The sequence below is a fragment of the Streptomyces scopuliridis RB72 genome, assembly GCF_000718095.1.
Classification (GTDB): Bacteria; Actinomycetota; Actinomycetes; order Streptomycetales; family Streptomycetaceae; genus Streptomyces; species Streptomyces scopuliridis.
In genome coordinates this window covers 252421-269022 of the sequence record NZ_JOEI01000001.1, presented here as the reverse complement: position 1 = coordinate 269022, position 16602 = coordinate 252421, and the positions used below count along the sequence as shown (strand labels likewise).

Sequence of the window (16602 nt, the reverse complement as noted above, 5' to 3'; positions counted from 1 at the left end):
GCAACGCCTCTCTGCGGGCACGTCTACGGGCACGACAGGGCCGTGGTCGCTGTGGTGATGGGCTGCCGGACTCGACCGCGGGTGGGCGTCTTCGGACGTTCCTGGTGAGTGACGGGGCTTGGGCGATACAGCCGGTACGGGTGGTACGGGGTGGTTCAGGTGGTGCGGTGGTGCGGTGGTACAGGAGTGGTGCGGCGCTACAGGAGTGGTACAGCCGGGGTGGACGCGAGGCCGCGGTCAGGTAAGCCCGTGGCGAGCGGCAGCCGACTTCACCGCGTCGCGCAGTTCGTCCTTGTCGATGATGCTGTTCAGGACCACGACATCGCCGAGTCCGGCCGCGGCGTCCTCCAGGTCCTTGGCGACGAAGAACACATCGGCGCTCTCCGGTCCCGCCGAGCTGATGTCGCTGTGCTCCACCGTGACATCCGGGAGCTGAAGCTCACGGACGATGTCCTCGATGTTCATACGCACCATGAAACTGCTGCCGAGTCCGGTGCTGCACATGGCCAGGAACTTCATCGGGTCTCCTCGAAACGAGTGATCAACTTGGTGACATCGGCGGCGGAGCGCGCGTCGCGCAACGCGTCGCGGGTCTCCGTGTCCGACAGGATCCGGGCGAGCGACGACATGGCTCCGGTGTGCGCGGCGGCGTCGACCGCCGCGAAACAGAAGTACAGGTCGACGGAGTGCTCCGGCTGGTCGAGCAGCGGCGCGGGCTCCGCCAGCCGGAGCATGGAGATGGCGGTACGGACGGCGCCGCTCTCGGGACGGGCGTGGGCGAGCGCGATCCCGTAACCGAGGTCGATGTACGTGCCGCCGGCGGCGATCGAGTCGATCATCGCGTCGACGTAGCCGGAGGTGATGTCACCGGCGGCGAGAAGGGGTTCCGCGACCTGGGTCACGGCCTGTCGCCAGGTCAGGCTGTCGTTGGAGAAACGTATCTTCTCCTCGGTCAGCAGTTCGCTGAGCATGTGCGCGCTCCGTACGTTGCGGGATGGGGATGGGGCCGGGGCTACTCGGCGTCGGCGATGATGTCGAAGGACAGTTCGGCGGTCTCCGGCAGGAACTTCGACGTCCCGTGGATGACGGGCTTCCGGTTCAGGTCGAAGACCCTGGAGGTCGCCAGCAGGAGCGGGGAACCAACCGCCACGCCCAGCAATCCCGCCTCCCGCCCGTCGCACTCGTGCAGCCCGACGACGATCTCGTTCCTGGCGAGCAGCACATCGTGATGCGCCCGCAGGTACGCGTAGAGGGAGGTGGCGGAGAAGTCCGCCGTCCGCACGTCCGGGAAGCGTTCCTCCTCCACGTACGACTCGGCGAGATGGTGCACCACACCGTTCACCCGACGCAGCCGCTCCAGCCGGATGACGGACGTGGCGGGGCTGATGTCGAGGGCCGCCGCCAGTCGCGCGCCCGCCCGCATCGGCTCCTGGGCGAGCACCTCCGAGGTGACGGTGTGCCCTTGACGGCTCATCTGGGTGAAGAAGCCCGTGACCTCGCTGACGAACCGCTCGCGGTGCTTCAGCGCGTAGCGGGGCCGGGTGACGAAGGTGCCGCGGCCCTGCTCACGGATGAGGTGTCCGTCATTGACCAACTCGTCGACCGCGCGACGCAGTGTGATGCGGCTCACCGCGTACTCCTCGCAGAGCGCCGCCTCCGGTGGCAGTCGCCCGCCGACGGGAAGACCGCTCACCCGGAGCAGCAAATGGTCGCGCACCTGTGCGTACTTGTGCTCGGCCATCCGTGGTCTCCTCATCGAGTCCGTGTGTCGTCAAGACGTCATGATGACTAGAAGCCCAGTGGACGTCAATAGGCAATTTCCGCGTCACACTCCCGACGCCTGATCCGGCCCGGACCACGCAGTCTTCCGCCACAAGGGCCGGTTGAGCCATGGGTTACGTTAAGCGAAGTCATCATGACGACATGATCTATGAGGAGCTGCCGTGACCGCCACACCCACGCGGACGACCACCGCGCCCGTCACCGCCCCCGTATTCGGTGAGATGGACCGACGGGCCGTCGCGGTGGCCCGCGCCCTGGCGATGGACGCCGTCGAGACGGCCGGCTCCGGCCACCCCGGTACGGCGATGGCGCTGGCACCCGTCGCCCATCTGCTGTTCCAGCGGCATATCCGGCACGACCCTGCGGACGCCGGCTGGGAGGGCCGCGACCGGTTCGTGCTCTCCTGCGGGCACGCGAGCATCCTGCAGTACACGCAGCTCTACCTGACCGGTTACGGCCTCGGCCTGGAGGACCTGCGGCGCTTCCGGCAGCTCGGCTCCCTGACACCGGGGCACCCCGAACTGGGCCACACCACGGGCGTCGAGACGACGACGGGACCGCTCGGCCAGGGCGTCGCCACCGCCGTCGGCATGGCCATGGCGCTCAAGCGGGACGAGGGCCGGCTGACCGGCGGCGCCGCCGTGGCGCGCGCCGAAGCCCCCGTCGAGGTCCCCGCCCGTACGGTGTGGGTGCTGTGCTCCGACGGTGACCTCCAGGAGGGCATCTCGTACGAGGCCGGGGCGCTGGCCGGGCGGCACCGGCTGGACAACCTCGTCGTGGTCTGGGACGACAACAGCATCCAGATCGAGGGCTCCACCGATCTGACGACCCGTGAGGACACCGCCGCCCGGTTCGCCGCGCAGGGCTGGTTCGTACAGACCGTGGGACTCGGCGCGGACGGCGACATCGACACCGACGCGCTCGACGGCGCGCTCTCCACCGCTCACGCGCATGACGGCCGGCCCAGCCTGATCGTACTGAAGTCGCGGATAGCCTGGCCCGCGCCGAACGCCACCAACACCCCGGCCTCGCACGGCGCTCCTCTCGGGGCGGCCGAAGTCGCGGCCACGAAGGCGCTGTTGGACGTCGCCGACGAGCCGTTCACCGTGCCGGCGGACGTTCTGGAGTACACCAGGGCCGCCCTGGGACGTGGTGCGGAACTGCACCGCGCCTGGGACAAGGCGCTGGCCGAATGGAAGCAGGCCCACCCCGGACTCGCCGCCGCCCGCGACCGCGCGATCCGCCCGCTCGACCCGGCCGAGGCCGCCGACGCGCTGCCGGTCTTCGAGCCCGGCGCCGCCGTGGCACCCCGCGACGCGTCCGGCCAGGTCATCCAGGCACTGGCCGAGCGGCTGCCGCGTCTGTGGGGAGGCTCCGCCGACCTGGGTGACAGCAACCGTACGACCATCGGCTCCGGCGGCTCCTTCCTCCCCGCCGACGAGGACGACGCGCACGGGTCCGGCAGGCGCGGGCTGAGCGGTCGCAACATTCACTGGGGTGTGCGCGAGCACGCGATGGCCGCCGCGCTGAACGGCATCGCCATCGTCGGTTACGACACTCCCTTCGCCGGCACCTTCCTGGTGTTCAGCGACTACGAGCGGCCGTCGTTGCGGCTCGCCTCCCTCATGCGGCTGCCCGTCGTGCATGTCTGGACGCACGACTCCGTGGCGCTGGGCGCCGACGGCCCCACCCACCAGCCGGTCGAGCACCTCGCCTCGCTCCGCGCCATGCCGGGTCTGTCGGTCGTGCGCCCGGCCGACGCCGCCGAGACCGCCGCCGCCTGGCTCACCGCTCTCGGGCGCCCGGGACCGGTCGGCCTCGTACTGGCCCGCCAGGCGCTGCCCGTGCTGCCGACGCCCGCCGACGCCGTGCGCGAAGGTGTGGCCCGTGGTGCGTATGTGGTCGCCGGTGCCGATGACACCGATGGCGCCGCCGATGTGCTGCTGCTGGCCAGCGGCAGCGAGGTGTCGCTCGCACTGGGCGCGCGGAAGGCTCTCGCCGGGCGTGGAGTCACCGCCCGGGTCGTCTCCGTACCCTGCAAGGACTGGTTCGCCGAGCAGGACGCCGCGTACCGGGACGCGGTGCTTCCGCCGGCCGTCCGGGCCCGCGTCGTGGTCGAGGCGGCCTCCGTCTTCGGCTGGCACGACCTGCTCGGCGACGCCGGACGCGCCGTGACCATCGACGGGTTCGGCACCTCGGCCTCCGCCTCCGACGCGATGACCGCGATGGGCATGACCGAGGAAGCCGTCGTGACGGCCGCCCTGGAGTCCCTCGACGTGGCGGGGTCCCGCTGAACACCGCCCCGGGCGGCGCCCTCACCGGACTGACCGGGGTCGGTCTCGTCGTCTTCGACTGTGACGGGGTGCTCGTCGACACGGAGCGCATCGGCCCCGCCGTCGTCGCGGAGCTGGCCACCGAAGCCGGCTGGCCGCTCACCCCCGACGAGGTGCGGGAACGGTTTCTCGGCCGCCCGGAGTCGTACCTGTACGCGGAGATCCGCGCCCACGCCGATGTCCCCGTCGGCCCGGACTGGCTCGACACCTACCGGACCCGGCTCCGTGACGCGTTCACCGCCCGGCCGTTCACCATGCCCGGCGTGGGCGAACTGCTGGACGCGCTCGACGGGCGGCTCCTGCCGTACTGCGTCGCCTCCAGCGGCGGCCACGAGCGCATCGAGCACTCGCTGACGGTCACCGGCCTGTGGGACCGGTTCGCCGGGCGGGTCTTCAGCGCCGACGACGTCGCGCACGGCAAGCCCGCCCCGGACCTCTTCCTGCACGCGGCCCGTGCCTTGGGCACCCCGCCGGACCGCTGCCTCGTCATCGAGGACAGCCCCGCCGGTGTCGACGCGGCCCTCGCGGCGGGGATGCCCGTCGTCGGCTACGTGGGCGGCCCGACACCGCCAGCCGCTCTCGGCCATGCCACGCACGGCGTGATTCACGACCTCCGGCAGCTGCTCGATTCCTGACGAGGCCCTACGAGGCCCGATCCGGACGGTCTTCGCCTGGGCCGGAACACCTGGACAGGACCCAGGGTCTTTCGTAACGAGAGGCCCTGGGTTCTGTCCGGGTGGTTCCGCCGGCGCCCGTGGGGACCAGCCCAGTCTCGTCCGTGAGTTCCTGGGCGCATCCCGTCGTCCCGCTCCGCGCCTGCGCGGCGGCGGGCTCAACCTGCACATGTCCGCCGCGTGGTGAAGCGATCGAGGCCCGGGGCGCACCCCGGGAAGCTCACGTCTGACTCCGTTTTGGCATGGCGATTCACCCACAATGTCCGATCGTTCGACCGGACCAAATCTGACGGTGTATAACCACCCGGTTCTCACCGAACGCGTTCACTTCCGGAATGCGTACCGAACGAAAGCCGGGCTCATGCCACCAACAGACACGACGGAATCGACCGAAGGTCCCGAGGACACCGAGACTCGGACAACTGCCGGGAAGGCGGATCGCGGAGCGCTCGCCATCGCAGCGGTCCTGCTGCTCGTCTGCGGCGGGCTCATCGGCTACGGCGTCCTCAACACCGAGGACGAGCCGAAGCCGCGCGCCGTCCCCACCGCCGAGGTGACGTACGAGGTGCGGGGCGAGGGCACGGTCGAGCTCTCCTACCTGGCCGGCAGCGAGTCGGGCGACGCGACGGTCGAGACCGGCGTCACTCTGCCGTGGACGAAAACGGTCCAGGTGCCCCTCGGTAAGGACCCGGCCATCAACATCGTCCTCGACGCCAAGGGCGGCGAGGCCGGCTGCACGCTCGCCATCCGTGGCAAACACGTCCAACGCGCCACCGCCCAGGGCGAGTATGGCCGCGCCACCTGCACCGGCGCGCTGCCCGCCGCCGCGGACCAGGGCGAGAGCCGATGATGTCGGGCCCGGGGCGCGCCGGTGGGGCACACCGCACAGGCACCGGGCCGATCCGGTGCTGTCCACTCCGTCTCGTTGGCCACGCGCAGGTCCGCACCCGGGCCGATCACAGCGGTGCCTGGTCGGACTGGCGTCCGCTTGACACGGATACGAGATCGCCCGAGGCGGGGCCCGCGCGCCAAGTCCGTGATTCACGGCGGCACCTAGCCACTGTGGACCAGGGCCTTCGCCGTCTCCATGCGCAGCGGCACTGCTTGAGGAACTCGCCCAGCTCGTTCAGGGATGCGTGGCGAGTCATGGCGGACAGTCCCGCACCGGCCGCACCCCGGTATGGGGGGAGAGTTTTATCCCAGGATGTTTCTCTCCCGGGAGGAAACTCTCCCCTTTGCGAGCGCCCGTATGGATGCGAGGCTCGATGACGTGGGGCGGGGTGACGGAGCAGACCGCCGGCCTGTACGCCCAGCGCCTCGCCGAGAGCCATCGCCGGCACCGAGGCGGACGCCGGTTCCTCGGCCACCATCTACGCGCCACCGCTTCCGCCGCCACCGTCGCCCCCGCGGCCTGATCGGCCTTCGCCTTCCCTGGACGCGGCGACCGCACCGGGGTCCGCGAAGGAGAACCGGGCTGTGGAAGCGGCCCCTCAGAGCAAGGAGCAACGTCATGGCCAAGAAGCAGTCCGCCCCCCAGGAGCTGGCTACCGTCGCGCCGAAGCTGGTCGAGGTCACCGACCAGGTGCTGTTCGGTGACGTGTGGGAGCGATCGGAGCTGTCCCCGCGCGACCGCAGCCTGATCACCGTCACCGCGCTGGCCGCCCTGTACCGCACGGAGCAGCTCGGCTACCACCTCAAGACCGCACTGGAGAACGGGTTGACCAAGGAGGAGCTGGCCGAGGCGCTGACCCATCTGGCGTTCTACGCCGGCTGGCCCAACGCGATGAGCGGTGTCACCCGGCTGAAGAACATCCTCGACGAGGCCGAGAGCTCAGGCTCCTGACCTCCTGGAGCACCCCCGCTGGACTGGGCGCCCGCACGCGGACGCCACGGAAGGAGAAGAGAATCATGGAGCTTTTGAAGAAGCAACCGACCATGAAGCTGCCCTCGCAGTGGTTCACCGGGGACGCGTGGGCCGATGTGATCTACCGCGGCGAGGAGCCCGCCCGGGCCCGCGCGAACGCGGTCCACTTCGCCCCGGGAGCCCGCACCGCCTGGCACTCCCACGGCCTGGGCCAGACCCTCTACATCGTCGAGGGCATCGCCCTGATCCAGTCCCGAGGCGGCGAACTCCTCGAAGCCCACCCGGGCGACGTGATCTGGACCCCGGCCGGAGAGGAGCACTGGCACGGCGCCGCCCCCGACCACTTCATGACCCATATCGCCCTGTGGGAGAGCGACGACGTCGACTGGCTCGACCATGTCACCGACGCCGAGTACGGCGGCGCCCGCCGGAGCACCCGCAACGCCTGACCCACCTCGGCCGCCGGCACCACCGGCCCTCGGCCTGCGACCCGGTCATCCCAGCCCCCAGTACCCGAGCACCCGAGCACCCGAGCACCAGTGGAAGGAAGTCGTCGTGGGATCGGCGAGGACCGTGTTCCGGAGTGCGTCGGTACGAACGAGTCGATGCACCGGGCGCTGCGTTCCACCCGCCCCGGTGGCAATGTCGGCTTCGTCGGCGTGCCGCACGGTGCCGCCTTCGACGGCGAGGAACTGTTCTCTTCGTCTCTCCCCCCACGTCGGCCCGCGGGGCGGGCCCGCCCCGGTGCGGCAGTTCCTCCCGGACCGCATCGACCGCGTCTTGTCCGGCCGCATCGACCCCGGCAAGGTCTTCGACCCCGCGCTGGAGTACGCACCGCGCGGGGTACGCATCAACGCGGTGTGCTCGGGCACCATCGATACGCCGATGGTCGCCGACATGATCACCAAGGGGGAACTCGACCGGGCGGAGGCCGAAGCCTCCCAGCCGATCGGGCGCCCGGGCCGGGCGGAGGAGATCGCCGCGGCGGTGCTGTCGAGCAGGATGTCACGTTCACCGAAATCACCGACCGTGCTCTCAACGACCGCGTCAACGACGCCTACCGCACCAAGTACGCCGCCGCCGGCGCCTACGTCCCAAGGAGTACCTCGTGACCACGTTCGCCCTCATCGGAGCCGGCCCCGGACTCGGCGCCGCCGTCGCCCGCCGCTTCGGCCGCCACGGCTTCGACATCGCCCTGATCTCCCGCTCCCAGCAGCACTTGGACGCGCTCGCCGCGCAGCTGGGCGAGGACGGCATCACCGCGCGCGGCTTCGCCGCGGACGTCCTTGCCCCGGACGCCCTGAACGCCGCGCTGGACGCCGCGACCAGCACCCTCGGCCCGATCGAGGTCGTGCAGTACAGCCCCGTCCCGCACAAGGACTTCATGAAGCCCGTCCTCGACACCTCCGCCGCAGACCTGCAAGGCCCCCTCGCGTTCTCGGTCGGCGGGCCCGTCACCGCGGTGCGCAACGTGCTGCCGGGCATGCGCGAACTGGGCCGGGGCACCCTGCTCTTCGTCAACGGCGGCTCCGCCGTCCAGCCCCACACCCAACGCGCCGGCACCTCGATCGCCTTCGCCGCCGAAAGCGCCTATGCCCGCCTGCTCCATGACCAGCTCGCCCCGGACAACATCCACGTCGCCCAGCTGATCATCCCCGGCGCCATCACCCCGGGCGATGCCCGCAAGGACCCCGACACCCTCGCCGGCCTCCTGTGGGACATCCATCGCGAGCGCACCGGCTTCCGGCACTTCGCCGAACCTCTCGACGCGTGACACACCGCCCGCCGCCCGCTGCCTGAAGCCCGTCACGACGCACCCCGCGCCGTACCGGACGGCGCGGCGGCGGGCGTCGGCGGGCGTCGGCGGCAAAGACGACCGGCGTCGCAGCAGCGCATGTGCTCAGCCGGAACGGCGGTCGTCGTGTGCGGGCTGATCACGAGCCGGGCCGGGCCGGGTGACCAGACCGATCAGGAATCGAGAAGCGCCGGTCACCGAGCCGCACTAGCGTGACCGCCATGGACATCACCACTCACACGGGCTCCCTCCCGCACGACGCCCCGGACGCATCCCTCGCCGTGTGATGCGACCGCCCGGAGGCGGTCCCGATGGTCGTCCTTCGCCTGCGGGCCGGCCCCGGTCAAGACGAACGACCAACGGCGCAATCGCCATCCGCAGCGATCGGGCTGTCGCTTTCCGGACTGCCCCGTTCACCCCCAAGCCAGACAATCCCGACATATCCACGACTTCAGGAGTGACCATGACCAGCTCTTCCACCCAGGGAATCAAGACCGTGCTGCATCCCGTCTCCGACCTGGCGGCGGCCAAGAAGGTGTACGCCGCCCTGCTCGGCGTATCGCCGCAGGCCGACGCGCCCTACTACGTCGGCTTCGAGGCCGGGGGCCAGCACATCGGACTGGTGCCGGGCGGCGGACCGCAGGGCATGACCTCGCCGGTGGCCTACTGGCACGTGCAGGACATCGAGGCGAAGCTGGCCGAGGTGACCGCCGCGGGGGCCACCGTGAAGGAGCCCGCGCACGACGTCGGCGGCGGCCGCCTGGTGGCCACCGTCACCGACCCCGACGGCAACGTCCTCGGGCTGCTTCAGGACCGGTGAGCGCCGCCCCCGCTCCCCGCCCCCGCTCCCCACTCCCGCGCACAGCGGCGGACGGCACGCCGCATCCGGTGCCGCTGTTCGGCGTCGGCCCGCGTGCGCGACCATCCCGTACCGCTGGTTCCGCATCTTCCCGCGCCGCCTGCGGACCTGGCGCGGGTTGATCGAAATACCCGACCGCTCGGCCCTGTCCGATGCGCGACGGCCGCTTGTTAGTCTGACGCCTCGGCCGGGCGTGCCGCGTGGCCGAGGTGCAGAGGCTCCACGGGCCGAAGCGGCGTGGACGCCTCGGTTCCCGCGCCACCCGGCCGACACCGCCGGTCAGGCAGACAGCCACCGTCGCCGCGACCGCGCCGACGAAGGAAAACCAGACGTACTGCTCGAAGCTGGTCAGATCGAACCAGGCGACGTCGACGGAGACCGCGAAGAAGGCGGCCCCGCCTCACAGATACAGATGGAGACACGATGAGCACGGCCACGAGGACGGACACGCAGTCGCCCGCGCTGCACGTTGCCGACAGCCATGACCTGATCCGCGTGCACGGCGCGCGCGTGAACAACCTCAAGGACGTCAGCATCGAGATCCCGAAGCGCCGGCTGACGGTGTTCACCGGTGTCTCCGGCTCGGGCAAGAGCTCGCTGGTGTTCGGCACGATCGCCGCGGAGTCGCAGCGGCTGATCAACGAGACGTACAGCGCCTTCGTGCAGGGCTTCATGCCGACGCTGGCGCGGCCCGAGGTCGATGTACTCGACGGGCTGACGACTGCGATCATCGTCGACCAGCAGCGGATGGGTGCCGACGCCCGCTCCACGGTGGGCACCGCCACCGACGCCAACGCGATGCTGCGCATCCTCTTCAGCCGGCTCGGCAAGCCGCACATCGGCTCACCGAAAGCGTTCGCCTTCAACGTGCCCTCGGTCCGGGCGAGCGGTGCGATCACGGTCGACCGCGGCGCCGGCAGCAAGGCCGTGAAGAAGACCTTCTCGGTCACCGGCGGCATGTGTCCGCGCTGCGAAGGCCGGGGCACGGTCTCCGACATCGACCTCACCCAGCTCTACGACGACAGCAAGTCCCTCAACGAGGGCGCGCTCACGATCCCCGGCTACAGCATGGACGGCTGGTACGGCCGCATCTTCGGCGGCTCCGGCTTCTTCGACCCGGACAAGCCGATCCGCAAGTTCACCAAGAAGGAACTGCACGATCTCCTCCACAAGGAGCCGACCAAGATCAAGGTCGACGGCATCAACCTGACGTACGAGGGCCTGATACCGAAGATCCAGAAGTCGATGCTGTCCAAGGACATCGACGCGCTGCAGCCGCACATCCGCGCGTTCGTGGAGCGGGCGACGACGTTCACCACCTGCCCCGAGTGCGACGGCACCCGGCTCAGCGAGGGGGCCAGGTCGTCGCGGATCGGCGGGATCAATATCGCCGACGCCTGCGCGATGCAGATCAGTGACCTGGCCGCATGGGTTCGCGGCCTCGACGAGCCGTCGGTGGCGCCGCTGCTCGCCACATTGCGGCAGACCCTCGACTCGTTCGTGGAGATCGGTCTCGGCTATCTCTCGCTCGACCGGCCGTCGGGCACGCTGTCGGGCGGCGAGGCGCAGCGCGTCAAGATGATCCGCCACCTCGGCTCCTCGCTCACCGACACCACCTACGTCTTCGACGAGCCCACCACGGGCCTGCACCCCCATGACATCCAGCGGATGAACGGCCTGCTGCTGCGGCTGCGGGACAAGGGCAACACGGTGCTCGTCGTGGAGCACAAGCCGGAGACGATCGCGATCGCCGACCATGTCGTCGACCTCGGCCCCGGCGCCGGTACGGCGGGCGGCACCGTCTGCTTCGAGGGCACCGTCGAGGGGCTGCGGGCCGGCGGCACCGTCACCGGCCGCCATTTCGACGACCGGGCCTCCCTCAAGGAGAAGGTGCGGACGCCCACCGGGGCGCTGGAGATCCGCGGCGCCGACTCCCACAACCTGCGGGACGTCGATGTCGACATCCCGCTCGGGGTGCTCGTCGTCGTCACCGGCGTCGCCGGCTCCGGCAAGAGCTCTCTCGTGCACGGGTCGCTGGGTCAGCGGTCGGGGGCCGCCGGCGAGGGTGTGGTGTCGATCGACCAGGGCGCGATACGCGGCTCGCGACGGAGCAACCCGGCGACATACACCGGACTGCTCGACCCGATCCGCAAGGCGTTCGCGAAGACCAACGGCGTGAAGCCGGCGCTGTTCAGCGCCAACTCCGAGGGCGCCTGCCCCAGTTGCAACGGCGCCGGGGTCCTCTACACCGACCTGGCGATGATGGCCGGCGTCGCCACCACCTGCGAGGAGTGCGAGGGGAAGCGGTTCCAGGCAGCGGTGCTCGACTACCACCTCGGTGGCCGCGACATCAGCGAGGTGCTCGCGATGTCGGTGACCGAGGCCGAGAAGTTCTTCGGCGAGGGCGAGGCGAAGACCCCGGCGGCCCACAGGATCCTGGCCCGGCTCGCCGACGTCGGCCTCGGCTATCTCACCATCGGCCAGCCGCTCACCACACTGTCCGGCGGCGAGCGTCAGCGGCTCAAGCTGGCCACCCACATGGCCGAGAAGGGCGGCGTCTACGTCCTCGACGAGCCGACCACCGGCCTGCACCTCGCCGACGTCGAGCAACTACTCGGCCTGCTCGACCGGCTCGTCGATTCCGGAAAGTCGGTCATCGTCGTCGAGCACCACCAGGCGGTCATGGCGCACGCCGACTGGATCATCGATCTCGGCCCGGGCGCCGGCCACGACGGCGGCCGGATCGTCTTCGAGGGCACCCCCACCGACCTCGTCGCCGCCCGCTCCACCCTCACCGGCGAACACCTCGCGGCCTACGTCGGCACCTGACAGAGGCCCAACACACCCTCTGCCTGCGGCTGGGTCTCGGTCTTGGCAGGGACCCGGCCGCGGCGCGAGGCCCGTCATGAGCGCGATTCAGTGGAGGCGGCCTCTTCGCTGGTGATCGCGCCGACGGTGTACGCGGCGTAGTGGTGTGGTCAAGGTGGTGGGGAAACGGCCGAGGCCGGGGGTCAGGGCTTGATGAGGACCTTCAGTGCGGTCCGGTCGGCCATGGCCTGGTAGCCGGCGGGGACTTCGTCCAGGCCGACAGTGCGGTCGAAGACCCGGCCGGGCTCGATCGTGCCGTCGAGGATGTCCGGGAGGAGGTCCTCGATGTAGGCACGGGCCGGGGCGACGCCGCCGGTGAGGGTCACATTGCCCATGAACGACGGGAAGCCCAGGTTGACCTGCTCATACTGCGGGGCGCCGACACGGGAGACGGTGCCGCCGTCGCGGACCACGCTCAGCGCGGTGTCCATGGCCTGTGCCAGGCCGACACACTCCAGGACGACGTGGGTGCCGTCGCCGCCGGTCAGTTCGCGGATGCGCTCAATGCCTTCCTCGCCGCGCTCGGCGACTATGTCGGTGGCACCGAAATCGCGGCCGAGGTCGGTGCGGTCCTTGTGCCGGCCCATGAGGATGACGCGTTCGGCGCCGAGCCGCTTGGCGGACAGCACGGCCGAGAGGCCGACCGCGCCGTCGCCGATCACCGTGACCGTGGTGCGGGCGTTCACCCCGCCCTTGACGGCGCAGTGGTAGCCGGTGGGGAAGACGTCCGACAGGGTGAGCAGGGACGGCAGCAGGGCGGAGTCCTCGCCGACGCCCAGCTTCACCAGGGTGCCGTCGGCCTGTGGGACGCGGACGGCCTCGCCCTGTCCGCCGTCGTTGCCCTCGGCCGCCCAGAGTCCGCCGTGCCGGCAGGAGGTCTGGAGCCCTTCCCGGCAGAAGTCGCAGGTGTTGTCGGCCCATACGAACGGGGCCACGACGACGTCGCCACGCTGGAGGTTCGACACCTCGGAGCCGGTGTCCTCGACGACGCCGAGGAACTCATGGCCGATCCGTTCACCGTGCTCGGCGTGCGGCTTGGAGCCGTACGGCCACAGGTCGCTGCCGCACACGCAGGAGCGCAGCACGCGCACCACCGCGTCCGTGGGGAGCTTGATCTCCGGGTCCGGTACGTTCTCGACGCGCACGTCCCCGGCGCCGTAAATGAGTGTTGCTCGCATGACCTTGTTCCTGTTCTCTTTTCTCTGTTCCGTGTGTTGTGTGTTGCGTGTGTTCCGGCGGCGTGGGGTAGGTCAGTAGCGGCCACCGGTCGGGGCCGGCAGGGCATCGAGTTCGGCGAGGTCCGCCGCGCTCAGCTCGACGTCCGCCGCGCCGGCGTTGTCCACCAGATACGTGGGGGTCTTGGTGCCGGGGATGGGGACGACGTGCTCGCCCTGGGCGATCACCCAGGCCAGGGCGACCTCAGCCGGGGTCGCTCCGGTGCGGTCGGCGATCTCTCGGACCTTGCCCGCGAGGGCGAGATTGGCGCGCAGCGCGTCCTGCTGGAAGCGGGGCAGACCGCGGCGGTAGTCGTCCGCGGGCAGATCGTCGAAGGAGGCGAATCGGCCGGTCAGGAAGCCCTTGCCGAGCGGGGAGAACGGCAGGAAGGCGATGCCGTGCTCTTGGCAGTACGGCAGCACCTCACTCATCCACTCGCGGGTCCACAACGACAGCTCCGACTGCACCGAGGCCACCGGGTGGATCGCCCGGGCGCGCTCGATGTCCCCCACCGTGGCCTCGGAAAGACCGAGGTAGCGGGCCTTGCCCGCCTGTACGGCCTCCGCCAGAGCGCCCCAGGTCTCCTCGATCGGCACGTTCGGGTCGACGCGATGCAGTTGGTACAGGTCGACGTGGTCGGTGCCCAGACGGTGCAGGCTCGCGTCGATGGACTCGCGCACGTGCTCGGGACGGCCGTCCGGTACGGCGCGGGGCGAGGCCGCGGCCTCCTCGGACGTACGGGGTACGACGCCGACCTTGGTGGCCAGTACCGCCCGCTCGCGGTAGCCGCCGGACAGGGCCCGGCCGACCAGTTCTTCGTTGGTGTAGGGCCCGTAGACATCGGCGGTGTCGATCAGGGTCATGCCCAGGTCGATGGCCTGCCGGATGACGGAGACGGAGGTCTCGTCGTCGCGGGGTGCGGCCATGTCGTACGCGAAGCTCATGCCCATGCAGCCCAGGCCGACGACGCCGACCTCGGGGCCGTTCGTACCGAGTGTGGTGGTCCGCATGATGTCCGTCCTTTCCTCGTGTGGTGCCCGGCAACGGCTCGGCTCTCCTCCCCCCTCGCGGGGATACGGAGCCGCCGAGCTCGGCGAGCCGCGGCACTCATGTCGATGGCGTCGGCGCCCGCGTTCTGCTCAAGGCTGGCGACCGTCTCGATGCCCGGGATCGGGACGATATGCCAGGGATCGGGACGATTTCGCGGAATGCCAGCGCCGACCGGTCCTCGGTCGGCTGCCTGAGCCGCGCCACAACACCACCTTCGCGGAGTTCTCGTCCCAGTGGCAGGCCGGGCTCTTCGGGGGTAACGACAGGGCCCCCAAAGCGGCGGTGTGCGTCCCCGCCACCCGGGGTTCGGCTCAGACCGGCCAGCAGACGCATCACTCCCGCAGAAGGCCGATACGCCGCAGCCACGCCCCGGCCGCGGCACCGGCGTCCTCGACTTCCTCGCCGCGCACCGCGAGCCCTTCCCCGATGGTCGCGCCCGGGCAGGACGCCGCGTAGTCGCGCTCGGTGGTGCCCAGTCCGCTCATGGCATACGTCGTGAACGGAAAGACGGTCTTGCCGCGGAAGTCGAACCTCTCGGTGAAGGTCGACATGATCATGGGTACTGCGACGTTCCAGATGGGGCTGCCCAGCAGCACCGTGTCATAACGGCCGATCGAGGACGGGAGGTTGGCGATGGCCGGCCGCGCGTCGGAGTCCTGTTCGCGGGCATTGCGCGCGACCGTCTCCTCGTAGTCGTCGGGGTAGGGGTCGACGGCTTCGACACGGTGCACGTCACACTCGATGCGCTCGCTGATCATTCGGGCGAGGACCTCGGTGTTTCCGGTCTCCAGATTCGTACGCCCGCCGTAGTAGTAATTCTCTCCCGGTCGGGAGAAGTAGGCCAGCAGCACCCTCTTCCCCGGCGAGGCCGTCGCGGCAGGTCGCTCAGTGGACTCCGGCGCGGCCCCGCTGGGCGGCGACGTGGAACAGCCCGTGATCTGGACACCGGTCACGACGGCGGCTCCTCCCAGGAATACGCCACGAAGGAGCGTGCGCCGCCCCGGCGCGGCGGGTCTGCCTCTCTCGGCGCCGCGTTCACCAGCCGTCCATCCGGCTCGGTGCACGGCGTGGACGCCGCCGGTCGCGCCGGCCATGCGTACGTCGGTGATGTGCTGCTTCTGGGACATGGTGAGGCCCTGGTCCGTGAGGGGGGAGCTGTCGTGAGGGCAGTGAGGAGGAGTTCCCGCCCGCCGCGCGGGTGCCTCGGATACGGCGGCGGCGCTCCCGTCCGTACGGGCGGAGGCACCCGTGCACGGGTTGCCGGTGCGGTGCTGCCGCCGCCGGACATGCCTGGCGGGTCACTCGGGCAGACGGACCGTGCCGAGCCGGCTGACCATGGCCGGATCACGGTGGTCGAAGAACAGCGACGTGCCGGTGTCCAGGGTGGCGATGGACGCCATCTGGTCGTCGGTGAGCTCGAAGTCGAAGATGTCGATGTTCTCCTTCATCCGGTCGGCGCGGACCGACTTGGGGATGACGACGACGTCCCGCTGGACGAGCCAGCGGAGGACGACCTGCGCCACGGACTTGCCGTGCTTGCGGGCGATGTCGCTCAGCACCGGGTGGGTGAAGAGGTTGTTCCTGCCCTCGGCGAACGGCCCCCACGACTCGATCCGGACGCCGCGCTTGCGCATCAGCTCCTGGTCGGTGGTGCGCTGGAAGAACGGGTGGGTCTCGATCTGGTTGACGGCGGGCGCGACCTCGTTGTTGTCGATGAGGTCGACGAGCCGGTCGGCGTGGAAGTTGGAGACCCCGATCGCGTTGATGCGGCCCTCACGGTGGAGGTCCTGCATGGCGCGCCATTCGCTGTACACGTCGCCGTAGGGCTGGTGGATCAGGTAGAGGTCGAGGTGGTCCAGGCCGAGCTTGCGTGTCGAGGTTTCGAAGGCGCGCTTGGTATTGGCCTCACCGGGGTCCTGAACCCACAGCTTGGTGGTGATGAAGAGTTCCTCGCGCGGGAGGCCGCTGTTCTTGATCGCCCGGCCGACGGCTTCCTCGTTCCGGTAGGCGGAGGCGGTGTCGATCGACCGGTAGCCGGCGGCGAGGGCGTCGGTGACGGCCTGCTCGGTCTGCTCCGGCGGGATCTGGTAGACGCCGAAGCCGAGGATCGGCATCTCGACGCCGTTGTTGAGGGTGACGGTCTGCATGGGACGTTCCTTCCG

Annotated in this window: 16 protein-coding genes and 1 pseudogene; 10 read left to right on the top strand and 7 right to left on the bottom strand. The window is 70.3% G+C overall.

The window, feature by feature from the left end:
- Positions 1-237 precede the first annotated feature (237 nt).
- Genes IF11_RS0101105 through IF11_RS0101095 form a run of 3 tightly spaced genes read right to left on the bottom strand, consistent with a single transcriptional unit; the run spans position 238 to position 1741 of the window.
- Positions 238-519 (bottom strand): PTS sugar transporter subunit IIB, encoded by a 282-nt coding sequence (locus IF11_RS0101105; RefSeq protein ID WP_030349444.1) that lies wholly within the window; start codon positions 517-519, stop codon positions 238-240.
- A complete protein-coding gene (locus IF11_RS0101100; RefSeq protein WP_051745277.1) occupies positions 516-971 on the bottom strand; it encodes a PTS sugar transporter subunit IIA in 456 nt (151 codons plus the stop codon). The genes IF11_RS0101105 and IF11_RS0101100 overlap by 4 nt, the downstream gene beginning before the upstream one ends.
- Positions 972-1012: 41 nt before the next feature.
- Positions 1013-1741, bottom strand: a complete 729-nt coding sequence (locus tag IF11_RS0101095) for a GntR family transcriptional regulator (RefSeq protein ID WP_051745275.1) — start codon at positions 1739-1741, stop codon at positions 1013-1015.
- 262 nt (positions 1742-2003) lie between these two features.
- Between IF11_RS0101095 and IF11_RS0101090 the strand changes: the two genes are divergently transcribed.
- The 10 genes and pseudogenes from IF11_RS0101090 to IF11_RS0101045 all read left to right on the top strand — a co-directional run bounded on the left by IF11_RS0101090 (position 2004) and on the right by IF11_RS0101045 (position 12136).
- Complete coding sequence (locus IF11_RS0101090; protein WP_030349441.1) at positions 2004-4076, top strand: transketolase family protein; 2073 nt, start codon at positions 2004-2006, stop codon at positions 4074-4076.
- The gene (locus tag IF11_RS0101085) at positions 4073-4750 is read left to right on the top strand and encodes an HAD-IA family hydrolase (RefSeq protein WP_051745273.1); all 678 of its coding nucleotides are present in this window, start codon (positions 4073-4075) and stop codon (positions 4748-4750) included. Before IF11_RS0101090 ends, IF11_RS0101085 begins: the two co-directional genes overlap by 4 nt.
- A 400-nt stretch (positions 4751-5150) precedes the next feature.
- Positions 5151-5639: a hypothetical protein gene (locus IF11_RS0101080; protein WP_240627667.1), complete on the top strand. Its 489-nt coding sequence runs from the start codon at positions 5151-5153 to the stop codon at positions 5637-5639.
- Positions 5640-6054: 415 nt separating this feature from the next.
- Positions 6055-6204: a hypothetical protein gene (locus IF11_RS40625; RefSeq protein ID WP_157848393.1), complete on the top strand. Its 150-nt coding sequence runs from the start codon at positions 6055-6057 to the stop codon at positions 6202-6204.
- 95 nt (positions 6205-6299) lie between these two features.
- Positions 6300-6632: a carboxymuconolactone decarboxylase family protein gene (locus IF11_RS0101070; RefSeq protein ID WP_030349438.1), complete on the top strand. Its 333-nt coding sequence runs from the start codon at positions 6300-6302 to the stop codon at positions 6630-6632.
- 65 nt (positions 6633-6697) lie between these two features.
- Positions 6698-7102, top strand: a complete 405-nt coding sequence (locus tag IF11_RS0101065) for a (R)-mandelonitrile lyase (RefSeq protein ID WP_030349437.1) — start codon at positions 6698-6700, stop codon at positions 7100-7102.
- 108 nt (positions 7103-7210) lie between these two features.
- A pseudogene (locus IF11_RS43070) lies at positions 7211-7646 on the top strand (SDR family oxidoreductase); the annotation flags it as partial.
- A gap of 115 nt (positions 7647-7761) precedes the next feature.
- A complete protein-coding gene (locus IF11_RS0101055) occupies positions 7762-8427 on the top strand; it encodes an SDR family NAD(P)-dependent oxidoreductase (protein ID WP_030349435.1) in 666 nt (221 codons plus the stop codon).
- Positions 8428-8911: 484 nt separating this feature from the next.
- Positions 8912-9268, top strand: a complete 357-nt coding sequence (locus IF11_RS0101050; RefSeq protein ID WP_030349434.1) for a VOC family protein — start codon at positions 8912-8914, stop codon at positions 9266-9268.
- A gap of 462 nt (positions 9269-9730) precedes the next feature.
- Positions 9731-12136: an ATP-binding cassette domain-containing protein gene (locus tag IF11_RS0101045; protein ID WP_030349433.1), complete on the top strand. Its 2406-nt coding sequence runs from the start codon at positions 9731-9733 to the stop codon at positions 12134-12136.
- Between the two features lie 182 nt (positions 12137-12318).
- Here the strand turns inward: IF11_RS0101045 and IF11_RS0101040 are convergent, their stop codons facing one another.
- From IF11_RS0101040 to IF11_RS0101025, 4 genes are all read right to left on the bottom strand, one after another.
- Positions 12319-13353, bottom strand: coding sequence for a zinc-dependent alcohol dehydrogenase family protein (locus tag IF11_RS0101040; RefSeq protein ID WP_030349432.1), 1035 nt, complete (start codon positions 13351-13353; stop codon positions 12319-12321).
- A gap of 72 nt (positions 13354-13425) precedes the next feature.
- Positions 13426-14400 carry an aldo/keto reductase gene (locus IF11_RS0101035; protein WP_030349431.1) on the bottom strand — a complete coding sequence of 325 codons (975 nt, stop codon included), beginning with the start codon at positions 14398-14400 and terminating at the stop codon, positions 13426-13428.
- Between the two features lie 372 nt (positions 14401-14772).
- A complete protein-coding gene (locus IF11_RS0101030; protein WP_240627666.1) occupies positions 14773-15567 on the bottom strand; it encodes a flavodoxin in 795 nt (264 codons plus the stop codon).
- A 171-nt stretch (positions 15568-15738) separates the two neighbouring features.
- Positions 15739-16587, bottom strand: coding sequence for an aldo/keto reductase (locus IF11_RS0101025; RefSeq protein ID WP_030349429.1), 849 nt, complete (start codon positions 16585-16587; stop codon positions 15739-15741).
- Between the last annotated feature and the right edge of the window lie 15 nt (positions 16588-16602).